The following is a 19,438-nucleotide window of genomic DNA, read 5'->3' on the forward strand; positions in this document are numbered from 1 at the left end:
CCGAGATGGGCGAGGCCTACCCCGAACTCAAGGCCGGCCAGCAGCGCGTCACCGACATCCTCAAGCAAGAGGAAGACCGCTTCTTCGCCACCATCGAGCAAGGCATGGAAATATTGGAGAAGGCCATTGGAGTGGACCTCCTCGTTCAAGAGTTGGAGCAACAAGGCGCAGGTGGTCTTGTTGTGGGTCCGCTCAAGACACCCGTCGAGAATGTTGGTGAGCATTGGTTATTTTCACTTCGTGAAACTGCCGGGAGCTTCCAGCGCTATGACTTCTTCGATTTGGGGCGTTTTAATAAGAGCTTCGAGTCGATCAAGAACTCTCTGCTGGGGCTGATGAAGTTGCGCCCTGAGGATAGTCATGCCAAAGGGTCTCGTTTCGACTCGGTTGTGTTTGTGCGTCTGAGCGATAAAGATGCGCTTGATGCGGTTGAGGTAAAGCGTTGGCTTGAAGCTGAATTGCCGGGGAGATTCGACGTTCGAGTGTGGTCGCCCAGTGGATCCGTGTTCAACGGCGAGACCGCCTTCAAGCTCCACGACACCTTCGGCTTCCCGCTCGACCTCACCGCCGACGTGTGCCGCGAGCGCAACGTGACCGTCGACGGCGCCGCCTTCGACGCCGCCATGGCCCGCCAGAAGGAGCAGGCCCGCGCCGCCGGCAAGTTCAAGATGGCCGCCAACCTCGAGTACGACGGCCCGGCCACCACCTTCCACGGCTACGACACTCTGGAGCACAAGGGCAACATCCTGGCGCTCTACAAGGATGGCGTGCCCGTCAATGAACTCGCCGAAGGCGACATGGGCGTGGTGGTGCTGGAAGACACCCCGTTCTACGCCGAATCCGGCGGCCAGGTGGGCGACCGGGGCGAGCTGCGCTCCGTGCACGGCATCTTCGCGGTGGAAGACACCCAGAAGATCCAGGCCACCGTGTTCGGCCACCACGGCGTGGTCACCACCGGCAAGCTCACCGTGGGCAACGGCGTGACCGCCAAGGTGGATCTGCAGGCCCGCGCCCGCACCGCCCGCCACCACTCCGCCACCCACCTGATGCACAAGGCCCTGCGCGAAGTGCTGGGCGATCACGTGCAGCAGAAGGGTTCGCAGGTCGATCCCGACAAGACCCGCTTCGACTTCGCCCACACCCAGCCGGTGACGGCCGAAGAGATCGCCCGCATCGAGCGCATCGTGAACGACGAGATCATCGCCAACGCCGCCACCGACGCCAGCGTGATGGACATCGAATCCGCCCAGAAGACCGGCGCGATGATGCTCTTCGGCGAGAAGTACGGCGACGAAGTGCGCGTGCTCACCATCGGCTCGTCGAAGGAACTCTGCGGCGGCACCCACGTGGCGCGCACCGGCGACATCGGCCTGTTCAAGATCACCCTCGAAGGCGGCGTGGCGGCCGGCGTGCGGCGGATCGAGGCGGTGTGCGGCGATGTGGCCGTCGGCCTCGTTCAGCGCGTGTTTGATGATTACGAAAACCTGTCTTTTGAGCTTGGTTTTGCATCTGTCGCGGGCTCTACCGCTACCGAGCAAGCTGCGAAGCTCAAGGCGAAGCTGCACGCGGCGGAGAAAGAAATCGCCCGCCTCAAGAGCAAGCTCGCCGCCAGCCAGGGCGACGATCTGGTCAATCAGGCCGCCGACGTGGCCGGCGCCAAGGTGCTCGCCGCGACGCTGGAAGGCGCCGACGTGGCGACCCTGCGCGAAACCCTCGACAAGCTGAAGGACAAGCTGAAGAGCGCCGCCGTGGTGCTGGCTAGCGTCAATGACGGCAAGGTGAGCCTGATCGCCGGCGTCACCGCCGATCTCACCGGTAAGGTCAAGGCTGGCGAGCTGGTCAACTTTGTGGCCCAACAGGTGGGCGGCAAGGGCGGCGGCCGTCCGGACATGGCCCAGGCCGGCGGTACCGATGCGGCGGCGCTGCCCGCGGCGCTGGATTCGGTGGTCGGCTGGGTGGCCGGCAAGCTGTAAGCCGCATCCCCGCACAAAAACAAACCCGGCCTTGAGCCGGGTTTGTTTTTTGGAAGCCGCGAAACCCGCGGTGATCGCGGGCCGGGCGGTCAGAACATCAGCCGCGAGGCATTCACGTCGAACGCCGCCGCTGAGGTGATCTCCGGCACGCTCTCGCCCCGCTCGAGGCGCTCGATGCGCTCCTTCTGGGCTGCGCAGGTTTTCTCGAGTTCGGCCACCCGCTTGTCCAGGTGCTTGATGCGCCACTGGCGGCGCAGGGTGCCCGGGGTGGAGACCAGCGCGACGATCAGCCCGCCGATGGCAAGCGCCACCAGGAGCAGGACGCCCAGGGGGCCGGTGAAGGATGAGCCCAGCAGCGTGACCGTCACTTCGGTCGTGTTGGCGGTGGCAAAGATGACGCTGGCAATCGTGATCAGCATGCCGACCAGGGTGAGCAGTTGCATGGCCTTCTCCTTGTTATTGGCGGACCAGGTCGATTCTAGTGCATTCCATGCGCAGCCCACAGCCCAGGATGGGTATCGCTGGCTGTGCTGCCGGTTTCCAATCGAATGCGCGAGTAGCCCGTCGCGCTACCCGCAGCTTCAATGAAGAACGCCCCGTGGCGGGTGAGGCCACGGGGCGTCGGTCTTGCTACCTGTCTGGCGCGTGGTGCGCGTCAGGCGGTCAGGCGCTCGGCCTGGGCAGTGCGGAAGGCGTCGAGCCGCTCGGCCTGCAGCTTGCGGGCCACGGCCAGGTTCTTCTCCTTCACGTGGCCGAAGCCGCGGATCTCGTCCGGCACGCTGGCAAGGGCGACCGCCGCTGCGTGGTTGCTGGGCGAGAGCTTGGTGACGATCTCGTCGAGGGTCTTGATGTACTCGTCGATCAGGTCGCGCTCGGTGCGGCGTTCCTCGGTCTTGCCGAACAGGTCGAGGGCGCCGCCACGCAGCTTCTTGAGACCGGCGAGGCGCTGGAAGGCCTTGAACATCCACTGGCCGTACTGCTTCTTCTGCAGGTGGCCGGTGGTCGGATCGCGGTCTGCCAGCAGCGGGGGCGCCAGGTTGTACTTGACCGTGTAGCCGTGCTTGAACTGCGCGTCGAGCTGGGCCAGGAAGGCCGGGTCGGTGTGCAGGCGGGCGACTTCGTACTCGTCCTTGTAGGCCATCAGCTTGTACAGGTAGCGGGCGGCCGCCTCGGAGAGGGCGCTGCCCGGCAGCACGCGCTGCTCGGCGGCGACGACGCGCTTGATCACGTCGGCGTAGCGCTTGGCATAGGCTTCGTCCTGGAAGGCGATCAGCTCGGGCACGCGCACCTCGATCAGCCGCTTCACCTCGCCCTGGGCGCCGACCGAGTCGACGATCGCCCGGGCGGCGGCCGACAGCTGCGGCTGCGGGTTGAGGGTGAAGACCCCGGCGCCGGCCTGACGGGCAATCTCGGCTTCGACGAAGGCGCGATCCACCACCACCATGCGGCCCCAGCGGAAGGCGGCGAGGCTTTGCTCGACCCCCACGCCGGAGTTCTTGATCGCCTGCTCGATGGATTCGGCCTTCAGCGGAATGGTGCCCGCCTGGAAGGCCACGCCGACCATGAAGTTGTTGGTCGCCATCGCATCGCCGAAGAGGCCCTCGGCCATCGCCTGGCCGTCCAGGAAGACGTTGTCGTCCTTGCGGGTGACGCGGTCGATGCCGGCGGTCAGGGCGGCCACGGCCGGGAACTGGTTGCGCCGGTTGGTGACCATCTGGCCGGTGGGCGTCTGGGTGGTGGAGACGATGGCGATGGTGCGGTTGGGGCCGCACTTGTCCAGGTTCTTCGGATCGGTCGCGTTCAGGATGTCGAAGCCCAGGTACAGGTCGGCACGCCCGTCGGAGATCTTGTTGGAACCCTGGAACGGCTTGTGGGTGATCTTGATGTCGGAGATCACCGCGCCGCCCTTCTGGGCGAGGCCGGTCTGGTCGAGGCCGATGACGTGCTTGCCTTCGAGGCGCGCGGCGTTGGCGAGGGTGGCCACGACGGTGACGGAACCCGTGCCGCCGATGCCCATCACGTGGATGCCCACGCCGATGGTGTCGTCGATCTTGTTGACCGGATCAGGCAGCGCGCGGTCGAGCACCGGGATGCGGCCTTTCTTCTTCTTGGGCGCGCCCTCCGAGGCCGGCGCCGGGTTGGGGGTGACGGTCAGGAAGGACGGGCAGAAGCCCTTCACGCACGAGAAATCCTTGTTGCACGACGACTGGTGGATGCGCGTCTTGCGGCCGAACTCGGTCTGCACCGGCTCCACGCTCATGCAGTTGGACTTCTCGCCGCAGTCGCCGCAGCCTTCGCACACGCGCTCGTTGATGACGACCACCTCGGCCGGCTCTTCGGCCTTGCCACGGCTGCGGGCGCGACGCAGCTCGGCGGCGCATTCCTGGTCGTGGATCAGCACGGTGGTGCCGGGGGTGGAAGCCAGTTCGCGCTGGGCTTCGTCGAGGCGGTCGCGGTGCCAGACTTCGGTGTGGCCGGCCAGGGACACGCCGGAATACTTGCCCGGCTCGTCGGTGGTCACGATCACGCGGCGCACGCCGTTGGCGAGCAGGTCGGACACCATGTTGGCCACCGGGTTGGCGCCCTGGATCGCCTGGCCGCCGGTCATCGAGGTGTGGGCATTGACCAGCAGCTTGAAGGTGATGTTCACCCCGGCCGAGGCGGCGTAGCGGATCGCCAGGCTGCCCGAGTGGGCGTAGGTGCCATCGCCCATGTTCTGGAAGATGTGGCCGGTCTCGGTGAAGGGCGCCATGCCGATCCACTGGGCGCCTTCGGCCCCCATGTGGGTGCCCATCACCACGTTGCGGTTCATCCACATGGCCATGGTGTGACAGCCGATGCCGGCCGACACGATGGTGCCTTCCGGCGCCACGGTGGAGCTGTTGTGCGGGCAGCCGGAGCAGTACCAGGCGGTGCGGGCGGTGGTCGGCAGCTTGGTGCGGGCGTGGATCTCGTCGAGGCGCTTGAGCCAGGCTTCGGCGGATTCGATGCGCGTCTTGCGGCCGAGGCGCTTGAGCAGCGCCCGCACGATCACGTCGGATTCGAACTCGCCGTAGTGGGGCAGCAGCTCCTTTTCTTCCTCGTCGAACTTGCCGACGATGCGCGGCGCGTTGGCGCGGCCGTACAGCACCTGCTTGGCGAACATCTCGAGGAAGGGACGCTTCTCTTCGATCACGAAGATCTCTTCGAGGCCTTCGGCAAACTCGCGGACGATGGTCGGTTCCATCGGGAACAGCATGCCCATCTTGAGCACGCGGATGCCGTAGCGGCGCAGCGCGGCGTCGTCCAGGCCCATCTCGAGGAAGGCCTGCATCAGGTCGTTGTAGGTCTTGCCGGCGGTGATGATCCCGAGCCACGCGTCCGGGTTGGGGATCACGATGTTGTTGAGCTTGTTCTCGCGGGCGTAGCGCTTCACCACTTCCAGGCGGCGGGTGTAGAGCGACTGCTCCATCTCCAGCGCCTCGACGCGCACGTTCATGCCCAGGTTCATGTTGGGCGTGAAGAGCTTGCCGTCGAAGGTCAGATCCGGGGTGATGAAGTTGAGGCGGGCCGGATCGACATTGGCGGTGCCGGTGCCGTCGGCCACGTTGGTGACGATCTTCATGCCCATCCACACGCCGGCGAGGCGCGACATCTGGTAGCCGTGCAGGCCCAGGTCGAGGATTTCCTGCACGTTGGCCGGGTAGAGCGACGGAATGCCCACGTGGAAGAGCATCGGCTCGGATTGCGAGCACAGGGACGAACTCTTGCAGCTGGGGTCGTCGCCGGCGATGGCGAGCACGCCGCCGTTCTTGCCGATGCCGGTGTAGTTGGCGTGCTTGAGGGCGTCGCCCGAGCGATCCACGCCCGGCGCCTTGCCGTACCACATGCCGGTCACGCCATCGAACTTCGGCTTGCCGACGGTGTGCATCATCTGGGTGCCCCACACGGCGGTGGCGGCGAGGTCTTCGTTCAGGCCGTCGACGAACTTGATGTTGTTCTCGACCAGCAGCTTCTGCTGCTTGATGAGGGCCGCGTCGAGCATGCCGACGGGGGAGCCCCGGTAGCCGGAGATGAACATGCCGGTCTTCAGGCCGCGCCGGGCGTCGGTGCGGATCTGGTCCAGCGTGAGGCGCACGATTGCGTCGATCCCGCCCAGGTGGATCTCGCCGCTCTCGCGCGTGAAGGTGTTGCTGAGGTCTTGCTTGGATGACATTTTTGTTGTCCTCTTGTGTGTCCCCTCCCGGTCGGCGCCCTGCCTGCTGCTCTCGTGCGAAGGCCGGTGACGGCCGTGGTGGCGGTCACCGGATCGATGCTGACCGGTTGTTGAATCGGGTGCTGGCGCGGCCGGCCGGGTAGCCCGCCGCGCCAAGGGCGCTTACACGAAGCGCATCGAGACGGAGCCCAGATCCTGGAAGCGCACGTTCACGTTGTCGCCCGGGTTGACCGCGATGGCCTCGGTGACGCCGCCGGTCATGATGAAGGTGCCGGCCGGGATCTCCTGGCCGCGGGCGCCCAGGTGGTTGGCCAGCATGGCGACGGCGGCCAGCGGGTGGCCCAGCACGGCGGCGCCGGCGGCCATGGCCTTGATCTCGCCGTTGATCTCGAGCACCACGCCCAGGGTGCGCAGGTCGAGTTCGTCGAGGTTACGCATGTTGCCGCCGATCACGAAGCGCGACGACGAGGTGTTGTCGGCGATCACGCTCTTCAGGTCGAACTTGAAGTCACGGTAGCGGGAGTCGATGATCTCGACGGCCGGCAGCACGAAATCCACGGCGGCCATCACGGCGCCCACGTGGCAGCCGGGGCCCTTCAGCGGGGCCTTGGTGACGATGCAGATCTCGGCCTCGACCTTCGGGTGGATCAGCTCGGCGTGCTTGATCTCGCCGCCGTCCGGGCGGGACATGTAGTCGGCGACGAAGCCGAACACCGGGGTCTCGACGCCCATCTGCTTCATCTTGGCGAAGGAGGTCAGGCCGCACTTGAGGCCGGCGACCTTGTTGCCGCGGGCCTCCTTGCGGCGGCGGATCTCGTCCTGGATGGCGTAGGCGTCATCCCAGTCCATGTCCGGGTAGTCGTCGGTGATCTTGGTGACGTCGTGGGCCTGCAGTTCGGCGTTTTCGAGGTGCTCGGCGAGCTTCAGAATGGTTGCGTTGTCGAGTTTCATTGGCTGTGTCTCTCTTTTATTCAGTTATTCAGTGTCAGATGAAGCGGACCGAGGTGCTGCCGAGGCCGCCGACGGAGCACACCAGGCTGTCGCCGGCCTTGACCGGGACGAGCGGGGACTGGGAGCCGGACAGGATCACTTCGCCGGCCTTGAGGCCGATGCCCAGGCGGCCGAGGGTGTTGGCGAGCCAGGCCACGGCGTTGACCGGGGAGCCTTGCACGGCGGCGCCGGTGGAGGTGCTGATCACTTCGCCGTTCTTCTCGAGGACCATGCCGGCCAGGGCCAGGTCGATGTCACGCGGGCTCTTGCGACGGCCGCCGAGGGTGAGCACGCCACACGAGGCGTTGTCGGCGACGGTGTCCTGGATCTTGATCTTCCAGTCCTGGATGCGGGAATCGACGATCTCGAAGCAGGGCACCACGCATTCGGTGGCGCGCAGCACGTCGGCGGCGGTGACGCCCGGGCCCATCAGGTCGGACTTGAGGATGAAGGCCACTTCGGCCTCGGCGCGCGGGGCGATCATCTTGCTGGTGTCGACGGCCTCGCCTTCGTTGAAGACCATGCCGGAGGTGAGCATGCCGAAGTCGGGCTGGTTGACCTTGAGCATGTCCATCACGACCTTGCTGGTCACGCCGATCTTCTTGCCGATGATGGTCTCGCCGGTAGCTTCGAGGCGGCGGGCGATCATGCGCTGCTGGATCTGGTAGGCGTCCTCGATGGTGATCTCGGCTTCGCGGTCGGTCAGCGGGGCGACGGGGGTACGGGTGACGAGGGCGTTGTAGAGTTCGTCGCCGTATTGTTCGATCTTGGATTTGTTCAACATGGGGAAAACCTCGGATGTCAGGAAGTCTGCTGGTCGGCTTCGGCGAGGAAGTCGCCGACGAGCCGGTTGAAGCGGGCGTTGTGTTCGATCTGCGTCCAGTGGCCGCAGTGGCCGAACACATGAAGCTGGGCGTTCGCAATCCACTCGGCAAGGGTAAGCGAGTTGGATAGCGGAATCACCTTGTCTTCGCGGCCGTGGATGATCAGGGTCTCGTGGGGCAGGGCGCGGATGTCGGCTTCGCGGCTGGTCATGGCGTCCACCCAGCGCTGGCGCGGGGCGGGGAACATGGCCGCGAAGGACTCCTGGAAGCCCGGGCGGATGCTTGCCTGGTAACGCAGCTCGGCGAGTTCGTCGGAGACGAGCTCACGGCTCCAGGCGAAGTAATCCATGATCCCGCGCATGGCTTCGAAGGAGGGCTGGTAGCCCCACACCGCGTCGAGCCCTTCGGTGATCTCGAAGGGCACGCCGACCGAACCCATCAGCACCAGCCGGCGCACCCGCTGGGGCGCGCGGATCGCCAGGGCCATGGCCAGGGCGCCGCCGAAGGAGTTGCCCACCAGGTCCACCTGCTCGAGCCCGAGGGCGTCGAGCAGATCGAGGGCCTGCTGGACCCAGGTGTCCATGCCGTACTGGATGCCTGCCGGACGGTCGGTGTAGCCGAAGCCCACCATGTCCGGGGCGATCACCCGGCGATCCTTCGCCAGCGCGGGGATCACCAGCCGCCAGTTGGCCCAGGCGGAGACGCCCGGGCCCGAGCCGTGGATCAGCAGCACCGAGGCGCCGCTGCCCACGTCATGGACGTTGGTCTCGAACCCGCCGGTGCGAACGCGCGTGCCGATTTCGGGATTCTGAATCATCGCCGGTGGCTCAGTACTTGACCATCACGTTGCGCAGCTCGGTGTAGAACTCCAGCGAGTGCAGGCCGCCTTCACGGCCGATGCCGGACTGCTTGGAGCCGCCGAACGGGGTGCGCAGGTCGCGCAGGAACCAGCTGTTGACCCAGCACAGGCCCACTTCGATGGCGTTGGCCAGGCGCATGGCGCGGCTGATGTCCTGGGTGTGGATGGAAGTGGCAAGGCCGTAGCGGTTGGCGTTGACCTTGTTCAGCACTTCGTCTTCGCTGTCGAACGGGCTGATGTGGCAGCACGGCCCGAAGATTTCTTCGGTGACGACGGTGGCGGTTTCCGGCAGGCCGGTCCAGATGGTGGGCTCGACCCAGCAGCCGTCCTTCAGGTCTTCCGGCATGTCGGGGATGCCGCCGCCGAAGACGATGTTGGCGCCTTCTTCCTTGGCCTTGGCGTACATGCCCAGCACCTTGGCCTGGTGCTTCTTGCTGACCAGCGGGCCGATCTTGGTGTCGTGGTCGAAGGGGCGGCCCGGCTTCATCTGCTCGGCTTTTTCCTTGAGGGCGGCGACGAACTTGTCGAAGATCGGGCGCTCGACGTACACGCGCTCGGTGCCGAGGCACACCTGGCCGGCGTTCTCGAAGCAGGAGCGGGTGACCGTGGCGACGGCGTTGTCGAAGTCGGCGTCGGCAAACACGACGGCGGCGTTCTTGCCGCCCAGCTCCAGCGACACCGGGCGGATGCCGACGGCGGCGGCCTGCATGATGGCGGTGCCGGTGCGGGTCTCGCCGGTGAAGGTGATGCCGTTCACGTCCGGGTGGGCGGTGAGGAAGGAGCCGGCGGAGTTCACGCCGTAGCCGTTCACCACGTTGTACACGCCGGGGGGTACGCCGACCTTGTTCATCACTTCACCCAGCAGGGTGGCGGTGCTGGGGGTGTCTTCGGAGGGCTTCACGACCACGGTGTTGCCGCAGGCGAGCGCCGGGCCGGCCTTCCAGGTCATCAGCAGCAGCGGCAGGTTCCACGGGCAGATGATGCCGATGACGCCGCGCGGGGTGCGCACGCCGTAGGAGCGGGCAGTCTTGCCGTCCGGGGTGCGCATCTCGAAGGATTCGGTGGACACGTTCTTGATCGTGTCGGTGAAGATCTTGAAGTTGGCCGCGCCGCGCGGGATGTCGATGTGCGAGGCGAGGTGGGCCGGCTTGCCGGTGTCGGCGATCTCGGCCTGCAGGAAGTCGTCGAAGCGGTTGTTGATCTCGGCAACGATGGCGTCGAGCATGGCGCAGCGCTCGACCACCGACAGCTTGCCCCAGGGGCCCTTCAGGGCGGCCTTGGCGGCGGCGACGGCGGCGTCCACTTCGGGCTGGCCGGCTTCATAGACCATGCCGATCAGCGAGTTGTCGACCGGGTTGCGCTTCTCGTAGGTCTTGCCGCTGAGGTTGGTGACGTACTCACCGTTGATGAAATTCTTGATCTCTTTCATGTCGTACTCTCTTTTAGTGGTGTCTCGGCCCTGCTCACCGCTGTGCTCCGCATCGACCGGCTGTTCATCCATCGGTAAGGCAGTGAGCGTGAAAGGATTCACGATCGATAGAATAGCCTATTTTCCGATATTTTTTAAAAATCTCGATATTTTTTTAAGGCGGATCAGAAGGAAAAAACCGCGCATCGGAGGCCGGTGCGCGGTCGGTGTTTCTGATCAGGTGAACACGCTCAGGAAGGCTTCGTTGAGCTTGCGATCGTGGTAGAAGATCGCCGGTCCGAGGGACTCGTCGTACCAGGTGATGGGCGGCTTGTCCGGGTAGTAGATGTAACCACCGGCGAAGACCTCGTTGCGGTTGCCCGACGGGTCGAAGAAGTAGATCGTCTCGCCGCGGGTGATGCCGTGACGGGTCGGGCCGATGTCGATGGAGGTCTTGGTGCGCGACAGAATGTCGCCGGCACGCAGGACCTGCTCCCAACTGCGCAGTTCGAACGAGGCGTGGTGGAACTTGCCCTTCACCGGCTGGCGGATGAAGGCCACGTCGTGGGCCTTGTTCGAGCAGGACAGGAAGGCGCCGATCATGAAGTCCTTGTTTTCGGACAGGCAGACCTTCTCGGCGAGGCCGAAGCCCAGCACTTCCATGAACAGCTTGACGGTGCCGTCGAGGTCATCGCCGTACAGCAGGCAGTGGTCGAAGCGCGACGGGGCGATGCCCTTCAGGTTGTCGGGCCACGGGTCCGGGTTGACGTCCTGCCCGTCGGTGCCGCAGTTGTTGCCAACGATGTCCTTCTGGGCGTAGAGCTCCATCACGTGGCCGGTGGGCACCGTGAAGCGGAAGCGTTCGCCGGTGGCGAGCAGCTCGCCGGCGGGAACCCAGCTCATCTCGGTGGCGAGGCCGGATGCTTCCACATCGGCGGCCAGCTTCTTGAGGGTGGCGGGGGAGTCAACCTTCCAGCCCATGTAATCCATGCCGGCTTCGTCGGCTTCACGCAGGATCACGCTGCTGTGGTCCTGTTCGTCCCACCCCTTCAGGTAGACGCGGTTCTGGGCGTCGCGGGCGACTTCGATGAGGCCGAGCACGTCGCGGTAATGCTTGACGGCCGGTTCCAGTTCGAGCACGCGGATCGAGACGTGCCCGGGGCGCAATACGCCGGTGAGTGCCATTCAATATCTCCTCTTCGGGTTGATTTATGTGCGTCGTCGCCTGAAACCCGAAACCGGGCGATCGACTTGTACCGGTCGGGCTGCGTGTGCAGTCCCTCGGCTGTTTCGACCCGTAGGTCGCTCTGCGGGTGAAGCATCTCGTGCTGCTTGTGCGCGCAAAAACGTGCACGCCCCATAGCATAGCCAAAAGTCTCAAAATTTATCAGCAATATCGATATTTTTTGAGAGGACGCACTGCGGCGGGTTGGGCGGTGAAGCCCGCGCCGGGGTGTCGGCCTGTTCGGGGCCGCAGGCAACGCGGGGTTTGCGGGCCCCGGCACCGTGTCGGTGGCCGGGGCGCTGCGGGTGGATCAGTGGGCGGTGGCCGAGCGGCGGGTGTTGATGAGCGCGACGGAGATCAGAGCGATCACGGCGGGGACGGCGATGGCCATGAAGTTCTGCTCGAGCGGGAGCTTCATGCCCACCAGCATGCCGATCACGATCGGGGCGAGGATGGCGCCGCTGCGTCCCACGCCAGAAGCCCACCCGATGCCGGTGGAGCGCACCGACATCGGGTAGTACTGACCCACATAAGCGTAGGTCAGGATCTGGGTGCCGATGGTCGAGGCGCCAGCCAGGCCCACCAGGATGAACAGCACCTCGGTCGGCACCTTGTAGCCAAGCAGCGTGATCGACACCGCGGCGAGCGCGTAGAAGCCGAGGAGCACGTACTTGATGTGAAAACGGTCAGCCAGCCAGCCACCACCGATGGCCCCGATCATCGCGCCGAAGTTGAGCACGAGCACGAAGGTGAGGGCGGAGCCGAGGCTGTAGCCGGCGCTGGCCATGAGCTTGGTGAGCCAGGAGCTGAGGGCATACACCATGAACAAGCACATGAAGAAGGTGACCCAGAACATCAGGGTCGAGAAACCGCGGCCTTCCTGGAACAGCTTGCCGATCGGCGCGCCGTGGGCCTTGTGGGCGGCGGGCAGGGCAAACTCGTCGGCGGCCGACGGGGTGTAGCTCGGCTCGAGGCGCTGGACGATCGCCTTCAGCTCGTCGATGCGGCCGGTCTTGATGAGGAAGGGCATCGACTCGGGCAGCGACTTGAGCACGAAGGGGATCAGCACCATCGGCGCAGCGGCGGCGAAGAACACGTAGGACCAGCCGTAGCTTTCGATCAGGCCCTTGCCCAGCACCGCGGCGAGCATGCCACCCACCGCGTAGCCGCTGAACATCAGCGTCACCAGCGTGCTGCGCATCTTGCGGGGCGAGTACTCGGTCATCTGGGCGACGACGTTGGGCATCACGCCACCGATGCCGAGGCCGGCCAGGAAGCGGGTCACGCTGAAGCTGACCGGGTCGGTTGTCATGCCGGCAGCGGCGGTGAAGGCGCTGAACAGCACGATGCAGATCACGATGGCCCAGCGGCGGCCGATCTTGTCGGCGATGGTGCCGAGGAAGATCGCCCCGAACATCATCCCGAACAGGGCTGAACTGACCATGTAGCCGGCCGTGGCGGGGGTGACGCCCATCTCCTTCATGATCGAGGGGAGGGCGATGCCGGCGACGGCGAGATCGTAGCCGTCGAAGATGATGATGAGGGCGCACCAGAACAGGACGATGCCGTGGAAGCCGTTGAACTTCGCGTGGTCTGACAGGTGGTGGATGTCTACTCGGGCCATTTGTCTCTCGATTTATGTAGTTATGGGCTGGCGGGTGTGGGACGCCGGGGTAATGGCTTCAGCCGAGGTCGCCGCCACCGACCGGGATGATCGTTCCGGTGATGTAGGCGGACTCGTCCGAGGCCAGAAAGAGGATCGGGGCGACCTGCTCGTCGATCGTGCCGTAGCGGTGCATCAGGCTGGAGTCGATGGTCTGGTCGATGACGCCCTGGTACCACTCGGTTTCCGGCGCGGAGCGCGGCTCGGCGTTGCGCGGGATGCGCCGGGGCGGGGCTTCGGTGCCGCCGGGGGCGGTGGCGTTGATGCGGATGCCGTCCCTGGTGTGCTCCATGGCGATGGAGGCGGTGAGGGCATTTACGCCGCCCTTGGCCGCCGAGTAGGGCACGCGATGCACGCCACGGGTGGCGATGGACGACACGTTCACGATCACGCCCTTCTTCTGGGCCAGCATGGCCGGCAGCACGGCGCGGCAGCACCACAGGGTGGGAAAGAGCGAGCGGCGGATCTCGGCCTCGATCTGGGCTTCTTCGTAGAACTCGAAAGGCTTGGCCCAGATGGTGCCGCCGACGTTGTTGATGAGCACGTCGATGCGCTTGTGCTTTTTGAGGGCGGCATCCATCACCGACTGGGCGCCGGCGAAGGTTTCGAGGTCGGCCTGCACGGCGATGGCCTTGCCGCCGGCCTCCTTGATTTCGGCGACGACGTCCTTCACCAGGTCGGAGCGGTCCACCGCCACCACGGCGCCGCCTTCGGCCGCGGCCTGCAGGGCGACGCCGCGGCCGATGCCCTGGGCGGCGCCGGTGACGATGACGACCTTCTTCTTGAAACGGTTTGCGCCGGCCATGTCAGTGGGCTCCTGCGGTGGACGACGAGAACTTCTCGAAGTGGAAGCTGTTGGGGGTGACGCCGGCGCCGTCCATCCACTTGCGCACGCCTTCGACCATCGGCGGGGGGCCGCAGACGTACACATCCACGTTGCCGTCGTTGAGTTGGGCGGGCGTGAGGTGGTCGGTGACGTAGCCGGTCTTCGGGTGGCCGCTGGCCGGGTCGACGACGACGGTGAAGAACTCGAGGCTGGGGATGGCGGCCTTGAGGGCGGCCAGGGTTTCCAGCTCGACGAGGTCGTCGTTGGTATTCACGCCGTAGGCCAGCAGGATCGGCTGGGCGGGCGGGTTGTTCTGGAGGGACAGCAGCATCGACAGGAACGGGGCGAGGCCGGTGCCGCCGGCGAGCATCAGCACGGGGCGTTCGACCGGGCGCAGGTAGAAGCTGCCGAAGGGGCCGGTGAAGGTCATGGTGTCGCCGGTGCTGGCCTTCTGGCGCATGAAGGTGCTCATCAGGCCGTTCGGCACGTCACGGATCAGGAAGCTGACGCCGGTCTGGTTGGGGGCGCTGCTGAAGGAGTAGGCGCGGGTTTCCTGGGTGCCGGGGACGACGAGGTTCACGTACTGGCCGGGCAGGAAGGAGATCGCCTTGTCGGCTTCGAGCTTGAAGGAGACGGTGGTCGGCGAGTTGCGGTCGATCTCGGTGAGGGTGGCGCTGTGGGTGGCGACTTCGGTCTTGCACGCGGCGGACGAGGCCGGGATGCGGATCACGCAGTCGGAGGCCGGCTTCATCTGGCAGGTGAGGATGTAGCCCTGGGAAGCCTCTTCGTCGGTGAGGGCGTCTTCAATATAGACACCCTGGGTGTAGGTGCCGCTCTCGCAGTGGCATTTGCAGGTGCCGCAGGCGCCGTCGCGGCAGTCGAGCGGGATGTTGATCTTGGCGCGGTAGGCCGCGTCGGCCACCAGTTCGTCGGCGTCGCACTGGATGATGCGGGTGACCCCGTCTTCGAATTGCAGGGCGATGTTGTACGGCATGGAGTTGTCCTTCTCTGCGAGGGTGGTGCTCGGCCCGCCCGGAGGCGGGCCGTCGTCGATCAATGAATCAGATGTGGTAGATGTCGAGAACGTGATGGATGTAGTCGTTCTTCAGGACCACGTACTTCTTCTTGATCAGGGGCTTCTCGCCAGACGTGTCGATCGTGTACTCGGAGTAGCCGAAGTAGGTGTCGAGGATGTCGTAGCGGAAGCTGTGGGTCGCCCAGTTGAAACGGACCCTGGCGCTCGTCTCGTCCTGGGCCAGCACCTCGAGGTTGGTGATGAGGTGGCAGTGGCGGGTGTCCGGGATGGTGGCGCTGGAGCGGTCGGTCTCGATCCGGAAGACGCGGTCTTCGAGGCCCTGCTTGTTGGCGTAGTAGATCAGCGAGACCTGGCTGTGCGGGTCGTCGGTCAGGGTGTCGTCGTCATCCCACGACGGCATCCAGAACTCCACGTCGTCGGCGTAGAACGACAGCCAGTCGTTCCAGCGGCGCTCATCGAGGGCGCGGGCTTCTTGAAAGACAAAGGCTTGGATGGCTTCGTAGGACAGCATTAGTTGGCTCCGTTTTCTTGTTCAGCGAGGATGGCTTTCTTCATGACTTCGACCCAGAACTGGTGCTGCATCACGTACAGGCCTTCGTCCTCGGTCTTGACGCCCGACAGTTCCGGCTTGAGGCCGATCAGGTCGGCGTTCTCGTCCGGGCCCTGCACCCAGTGGGTGGCGCCGCGGGTCATGTCGTTCCACTTGACGATGCGGGCGTTGAAGCCGTGCTGGCAGGAGCGGAACTCTTCCAGATCGTCCGGAGTGGCCATGCCGGTGGCGTTGAAGAAGTCTTCGTACTGGCGCAGGCGGCGCTGGCGGGCGTCCGGGGCTTCGCCCTTCGGCGCGATGCAGTAGATGACGGCCTCGGTCTTGTCGACCGACAGGGGGCGCAGCACGCGGATCTGCGAGCTGAACTGGTCCATCAGGTACACGTTCGGGTACAGGCACAGGTTGCGCGACTTCTTCAGCATCCAGTCGGCGCGGGCTTCGCCGAACTTCTCGACCCACTCGGCGCGCTTGCCCCACAGGGGACGGTCTTCGGGGTTGGCCCAGTTGGTCCACAGCAGCATGTGGCCGTTCTTGAACGAGTAGGAGCCGCCGCCCTGGCGGGCCCAGCCGCCGGCGCTCATCGCCTTGATGGTGTCGACCTTGCCGTCGGTGGTGCGGCGGCCCTGGGTGGCGGCGTAGTTCCAGTGGGTGGCGGTGACGTGGTAGCCGTCGGCGCCGTTCTCGGCCTGAAGCTTCCAGTTGGCGTCGAAGGTGTAGGCGCCGGAGCCGCGCAGGACTTCGATGCCGTCCGGGGCCTGGTCGACGATCATGTCGATGATCTTGGTGGCTTCACCCAGGTGCTCGACGAGGGGCACGACGTCCGGGTTGAGGGAGCCGAACAGGAAGCCACGGTAGCTCTCGAAGGCACCGAGCTTGACGAGGTCGTGGCTGCCGTCCTTGTTGAAGCACTCGGGGTAGCCGGCGTCCGGGTTCTGGTCCTTCACCTTGAGCAGCTTGCCGGCGTTGTTGAAGGTCCAGCCGTGGAACGGGCAGGTGAAGCTCGACTTGTTGCCCTTCTTGTGGCGGGCCAGGGTTGCGCCGCGGTGGGTGCAGGTGTTGGCCATGGCGTGAAGCTGGCCATTCTTGTCGCGGGTGATGATCACCGGCTGACGGCCGACGTACAGGGTGTAGTAGTCGTTCGGGTTCGGGATCTGGCTTTCGTGGGCCATGAAGATCCAGTTGCCTTCAAAGATGTACTTCATCTCGAGCTCGAACAGCTCCTGGTCGGTGAAGGCCGCACGGTCAATGCGGTACACCTGCTTCGCCGGGTCCTCCTCCAGCATCGCTTCCAACTTCGAAATCTTGAGTTGGCTGTCTTGGGTGGTTTGGGTCACGCTGATCTCCTATCCATGGTCTAAATCAAGGGACTGCTTCGGGGTTTGGCGACCCCTCTTGTTTCGTTTTTCCAGGCAACAGACGTCCGTGACGACCGGCGTCGGCGCGGGTCGGCTGTCTGGGCGGGAGGGCTTGCTGCGGGTCTGGCTAGCGGTGGTGGCCGCGATGGCGCAAGAGGTGCTGCATGGCCGTCTCCTTTGGTGTGCCTCTCTGGGGGCGTTTTGGGGCGGCCGGATGAGGTGTCGAGCATTTGCTCACTTGGTCGCCTTCTGCCTCATGATTTAGCAGGAGCTGTGCCATGACCCGCTGGCCGGGGCCGGCTGGCGGAGGTATCCCCTTGTCGCAAAAGGGTTGTTCCGGAATGCGGAACCCTTTTTGCATGGGCGCGGGGGCGGCCGGGGAGAGGGGGCTGGCGGGCGTTGTGAATCAAATGATTTAATGCGTCCATAAATATTGTGGCGCAATATGCATCAATCCGTGCATAGTCGGCTTCATTGCGTTGTTCCTTTCCCTCAAGCCGGCGTATCTTTAAAAGCTAAAGACGGAGCACGCTGGCTCGAGTGGCCCGCTGCAACCGCAACAACGAGCATGAGGATGGAGACAAGATGAGAAGCAAGGCGCGCCAGACGCCCGGGGAGCAGGCATGAAGACCGTCACCAGGACATCGCCGGCCGTGCGGGGAAAGCCGATCGTCGACCCCGAATCGGTCGAGCACGACAAGCTTCGTTTTCCTGATTTTTCCGACCTGCTCGCCAGGTTGCGTTTCTCGACGAGCGACGGCCGCATCTGGCTGGACGACCAGCGCATGCTGCTCATCCACGCCAAGTCCCTCGGTACGCTGCGCCGCGAGATGATCGAAGCCCTCGGCATCGACGTCGCCCGTGGCTTCATGACGCGGATGGGCTACCACGCCGGCGTCCACGATGCCCAGATGGCCCGCAAGGTCCGCTCCCGCACGTCGCTGCGCGACATGTTCGTCGTCGGCCCGCAGATGCACTGCCTCGAGGGCATCGGCATCTCCGAGCCCGTCCGGCTCGAGTTCGATGTGGCTCGGGGCCAGCACTACGGCGAGTTCATCTGGACGAGCCAGGTCGAGGACGAAGAGCACATGCGCCACTTCCCCATCGGCAGCGAACCCGCCTGCTGGATGCAGATCGGCTACGCGTCGGGTTTCTCGACCGAGTTCATGGGCCGCCAGGTGCTGTACCGGGAGGTCGAATGCCAGTCGATGAGGCATTCGGCGTGCCGCATCGTCGGCAAGTTAGTGGAAGAATGGGGCGAGGAGGGCATTGAGGATCTCCGCTACATGATGCCCGAGACCCTCACCCAGCATCCGGCCCTGCCCGGCGGGCGCCCGGCCAGCACGGTGGGCCGTCCCGTCGAGGACGATGGCCAGAAGAGCGGCCCGGTGGGCATCTCGCCCAGCTACGCCGCCGCCCTCCATATGGTGAAGCGCGTGGCGCCCACCCAGGCGACGGTGCTCTTTCTAGGCGAGAGCGGGGTGGGCAAGGAAGTCTTTGCCCGCAACCTGCATCGCCTGAGCAATCGCAGCGACAAGCCGTTTGTGGCCATCAACTGTGCGGCGATTCCCGAGCAGCTGATCGAGTCCGAACTCTTTGGCGTCGAGCGGGGCGCCTTCAGTGGCGCCATGCAGAGCCGGCCCGGCCGTTTCGAGCGCGCCGATGGCGGCACCCTGTTCCTCGACGAGATCGGCACCCTCAGCGCCATCGCCCAGGGCAAGCTGCTGCGGGTGCTGCAGGAAGGCGAAGTCGAACGCCTCGGTGACACCTGCACCCGTCAGGTCGATGTGCGGGTGATCGCCGCGACCAACGTCGATCTTCGCGAGGAGGTGCGCGCGGGGCGTTTTCGTGAGGATCTGTTCTTCCGCCTCAATGTGTTCCCGATCCGCATCTCGCCGCTGCGCGAGCGCCGGGAAGACATCCCGCTGCTGATGACCCACTTCCTCACCAAGTTCAATCGGCTGCACGGGCGCCATCTCACCGGCTTCACCCAGCGGGCGGTGGATGCCATGCTGTCCTATGACTGGCCGGGCAATGTGCGCGAGATCGAAAACGTGATCGAGCGCGGAGCGATCCTCGCGCCGGAGAACGGCGCCATCGATTCGCCGCATCTGTTTACGAGTGGAGAGCTGTTTGGCGAGCAGCGCTTTGAAGTGGGTCGTGAAGGGCGTCTGGTGGCCAGCGATCCTGCGTCGCTGGTCTCTGGGCCGGATCAGGCCTGCGAGTTCGACCGGGTCAGCCGCGGCGTGAACAACCTGCTGCTGGGGGATGGCAACGAGTGCGAGAACGTCTCCCTCGACGAAATCGAAACGCTGCTACTCAAGCGGGCGGTCGAACGGGCCGGGGGCAACATTGCGGCTGCGGCGCGCCTGCTGGGCATCACCCGGCCGCAGATGGTGTATCGGCTGAAGAGCCGCGGCATCGTTCATGACGGAGACTGAGGTCTGTTTTGAATTAATTTCGCCAAACCTCTTGACGGCTTCTGATAGTTCTTTATAATTCGGCCCTCTTCGCAGCGCAGTTGTTCAGCGCGG

General features: G+C 65.1%; 14 protein-coding genes and 1 pseudogene. 2 read left to right on the forward strand and 13 right to left on the reverse strand.

Translation table 11 applies throughout. The features are described 5' to 3' along the window. Positions 1 to 224 (reverse strand): hypothetical protein (locus Q0672_RS15195; protein ID WP_298623497.1); only part of this gene is annotated, 224 nt, incomplete at its 3' end. A 279-nt stretch (positions 225 to 503) separates the two neighbouring features. Between Q0672_RS15195 and Q0672_RS15200 the strand changes: the two are divergent. Then, positions 504 to 1,973, forward strand: a pseudogene (locus Q0672_RS15200) (alanine--tRNA ligase-related protein); the annotation flags it as partial. Between the two features lie 89 nt (positions 1,974 to 2,062). Here the strand turns inward: Q0672_RS15200 and Q0672_RS15205 are convergent. The 12 genes from Q0672_RS15205 to benA all read right to left on the reverse strand — a co-directional run bounded on the left by Q0672_RS15205 (position 2,063) and on the right by benA (position 16,832). Beyond that, positions 2,063 to 2,416 (reverse strand): lipopolysaccharide assembly LapA domain-containing protein, encoded by a 354-nt coding sequence (locus tag Q0672_RS15205; protein WP_298623498.1) that lies wholly within the window; start codon positions 2,414 to 2,416, stop codon positions 2,063 to 2,065. Between the two features lie 212 nt (positions 2,417 to 2,628). Beyond that, the gene (locus Q0672_RS15210) at positions 2,629 to 6,168 is read right to left on the reverse strand and encodes an indolepyruvate ferredoxin oxidoreductase family protein (protein WP_298623500.1); all 3,540 of its coding nucleotides are present in this window, start codon (positions 6,166 to 6,168) and stop codon (positions 2,629 to 2,631) included. Between the two features lie 162 nt (positions 6,169 to 6,330). Further along, complete coding sequence (gene dmpH / locus Q0672_RS15215; protein WP_298623501.1) at positions 6,331 to 7,119, reverse strand: 2-oxo-3-hexenedioate decarboxylase; 789 nt, start codon at positions 7,117 to 7,119, stop codon at positions 6,331 to 6,333. Positions 7,120 to 7,153: 34 nt separating this feature from the next. After that, on the reverse strand, positions 7,154 to 7,939 hold the full coding sequence (gene dmpE, locus Q0672_RS15220) for a 2-oxopent-4-enoate hydratase (RefSeq protein WP_298623518.1): 786 nt from the start codon (positions 7,937 to 7,939) through the stop codon (positions 7,154 to 7,156). Between the two features lie 20 nt (positions 7,940 to 7,959). Further along, on the reverse strand, positions 7,960 to 8,799 hold the full coding sequence (locus Q0672_RS15225; protein ID WP_298623502.1) for an alpha/beta fold hydrolase: 840 nt from the start codon (positions 8,797 to 8,799) through the stop codon (positions 7,960 to 7,962). 10 nt (positions 8,800 to 8,809) lie between these two features. Next, the gene (locus tag Q0672_RS15230) at positions 8,810 to 10,270 is read right to left on the reverse strand and encodes a 2-hydroxymuconic semialdehyde dehydrogenase (protein ID WP_298623503.1); all 1,461 of its coding nucleotides are present in this window, start codon (positions 10,268 to 10,270) and stop codon (positions 8,810 to 8,812) included. 216 nt (positions 10,271 to 10,486) lie between these two features. Continuing rightward, complete coding sequence (locus Q0672_RS15235; RefSeq protein ID WP_298623504.1) at positions 10,487 to 11,434, reverse strand: catechol 2,3-dioxygenase; 948 nt, start codon at positions 11,432 to 11,434, stop codon at positions 10,487 to 10,489. 350 nt (positions 11,435 to 11,784) lie between these two features. After that, positions 11,785 to 13,098 carry an MFS transporter gene (locus tag Q0672_RS15240; RefSeq protein ID WP_298623506.1) on the reverse strand — a complete coding sequence of 438 codons (1,314 nt, stop codon included), beginning with the start codon at positions 13,096 to 13,098 and terminating at the stop codon, positions 11,785 to 11,787. Positions 13,099 to 13,156: 58 nt separating this feature from the next. Further along, a complete protein-coding gene (benD, locus tag Q0672_RS15245) occupies positions 13,157 to 13,942 on the reverse strand; it encodes a benzoate diol dehydrogenase BenD (protein ID WP_298623507.1) in 786 nt (261 codons plus the stop codon). A gap of 1 nt (position 13,943) precedes the next feature. After that, positions 13,944 to 14,957 (reverse strand): benzoate 1,2-dioxygenase electron transfer component BenC, encoded by a 1,014-nt coding sequence (benC, locus tag Q0672_RS15250; RefSeq protein ID WP_298623510.1) that lies wholly within the window; start codon positions 14,955 to 14,957, stop codon positions 13,944 to 13,946. A 67-nt stretch (positions 14,958 to 15,024) separates the two neighbouring features. After that, entirely contained in the window at positions 15,025 to 15,510 is a 486-nt protein-coding gene (benB, locus tag Q0672_RS15255; RefSeq protein ID WP_298623512.1) for a benzoate 1,2-dioxygenase small subunit, read from the reverse strand. Next, positions 15,510 to 16,832 carry a benzoate 1,2-dioxygenase large subunit gene (gene benA, locus Q0672_RS15260; protein ID WP_367179968.1) on the reverse strand — a complete coding sequence of 441 codons (1,323 nt, stop codon included), beginning with the start codon at positions 16,830 to 16,832 and terminating at the stop codon, positions 15,510 to 15,512. Before benA ends, benB begins: the two co-directional genes overlap by 1 nt. A 695-nt stretch (positions 16,833 to 17,527) precedes the next feature. Between benA and Q0672_RS15265 the strand changes: the two genes are divergently transcribed. After that, positions 17,528 to 19,345: a sigma-54-dependent Fis family transcriptional regulator gene (locus Q0672_RS15265; protein ID WP_298623516.1), complete on the forward strand. Its 1,818-nt coding sequence runs from the start codon at positions 17,528 to 17,530 to the stop codon at positions 19,343 to 19,345. Positions 19,346 to 19,438: the final 93 nt, after the last annotated feature.

Origin of the sequence: uncultured Zoogloea sp., assembly GCF_937894855.1 — a bacterium.
GTDB classification, from domain to species: domain Bacteria; phylum Pseudomonadota; class Gammaproteobacteria; order Burkholderiales; family Rhodocyclaceae; genus Zoogloea; species Zoogloea oryzae.

Bases quoted from the DNA above. Each gene is read 5' to 3' on its own strand.
- Q0672_RS15205 (WP_298623498.1), bottom strand. From the start codon at position 2,416: ATGCAACTGCTCACCCTGGTCGGCATGCTGATCACGATTGCCAGCGTC.
- Q0672_RS15210 (WP_298623500.1), bottom strand. From the start codon at position 6,168: ATGTCATCCAAGCAAGACCTCAGCAACACCTTCACGCGCGAGAGCGGC.
- dmpH (WP_298623501.1), bottom strand. From the start codon at position 7,119: ATGAAACTCGACAACGCAACCATTCTGAAGCTCGCCGAGCACCTCGAA.
- Q0672_RS15225 (WP_298623502.1), bottom strand. From the start codon at position 8,799: ATGATTCAGAATCCCGAAATCGGCACGCGCGTTCGCACCGGCGGGTTC.
- Q0672_RS15230 (WP_298623503.1), bottom strand. From the start codon at position 10,270: ATGAAAGAGATCAAGAATTTCATCAACGGTGAGTACGTCACCAACCTC.
- Q0672_RS15235 (WP_298623504.1), bottom strand. From the start codon at position 11,434: ATGGCACTCACCGGCGTATTGCGCCCCGGGCACGTCTCGATCCGCGTG.
- Q0672_RS15240 (WP_298623506.1), bottom strand. From the start codon at position 13,098: ATGGCCCGAGTAGACATCCACCACCTGTCAGACCACGCGAAGTTCAAC.
- benD (WP_298623507.1), bottom strand. From the start codon at position 13,942: ATGGCCGGCGCAAACCGTTTCAAGAAGAAGGTCGTCATCGTCACCGGC.
- benC (WP_298623510.1), bottom strand. From the start codon at position 14,957: ATGCCGTACAACATCGCCCTGCAATTCGAAGACGGGGTCACCCGCATC.
- benB (WP_298623512.1), bottom strand. From the start codon at position 15,510: ATGCTGTCCTACGAAGCCATCCAAGCCTTTGTCTTTCAAGAAGCCCGC.
- benA (WP_367179968.1), bottom strand. From the start codon at position 16,832: ATGCTGGAGGAGGACCCGGCGAAGCAGGTGTACCGCATTGACCGTGCG.
- Q0672_RS15265 (WP_298623516.1), top strand. From the start codon at position 17,528: ATGAAGACCGTCACCAGGACATCGCCGGCCGTGCGGGGAAAGCCGATC.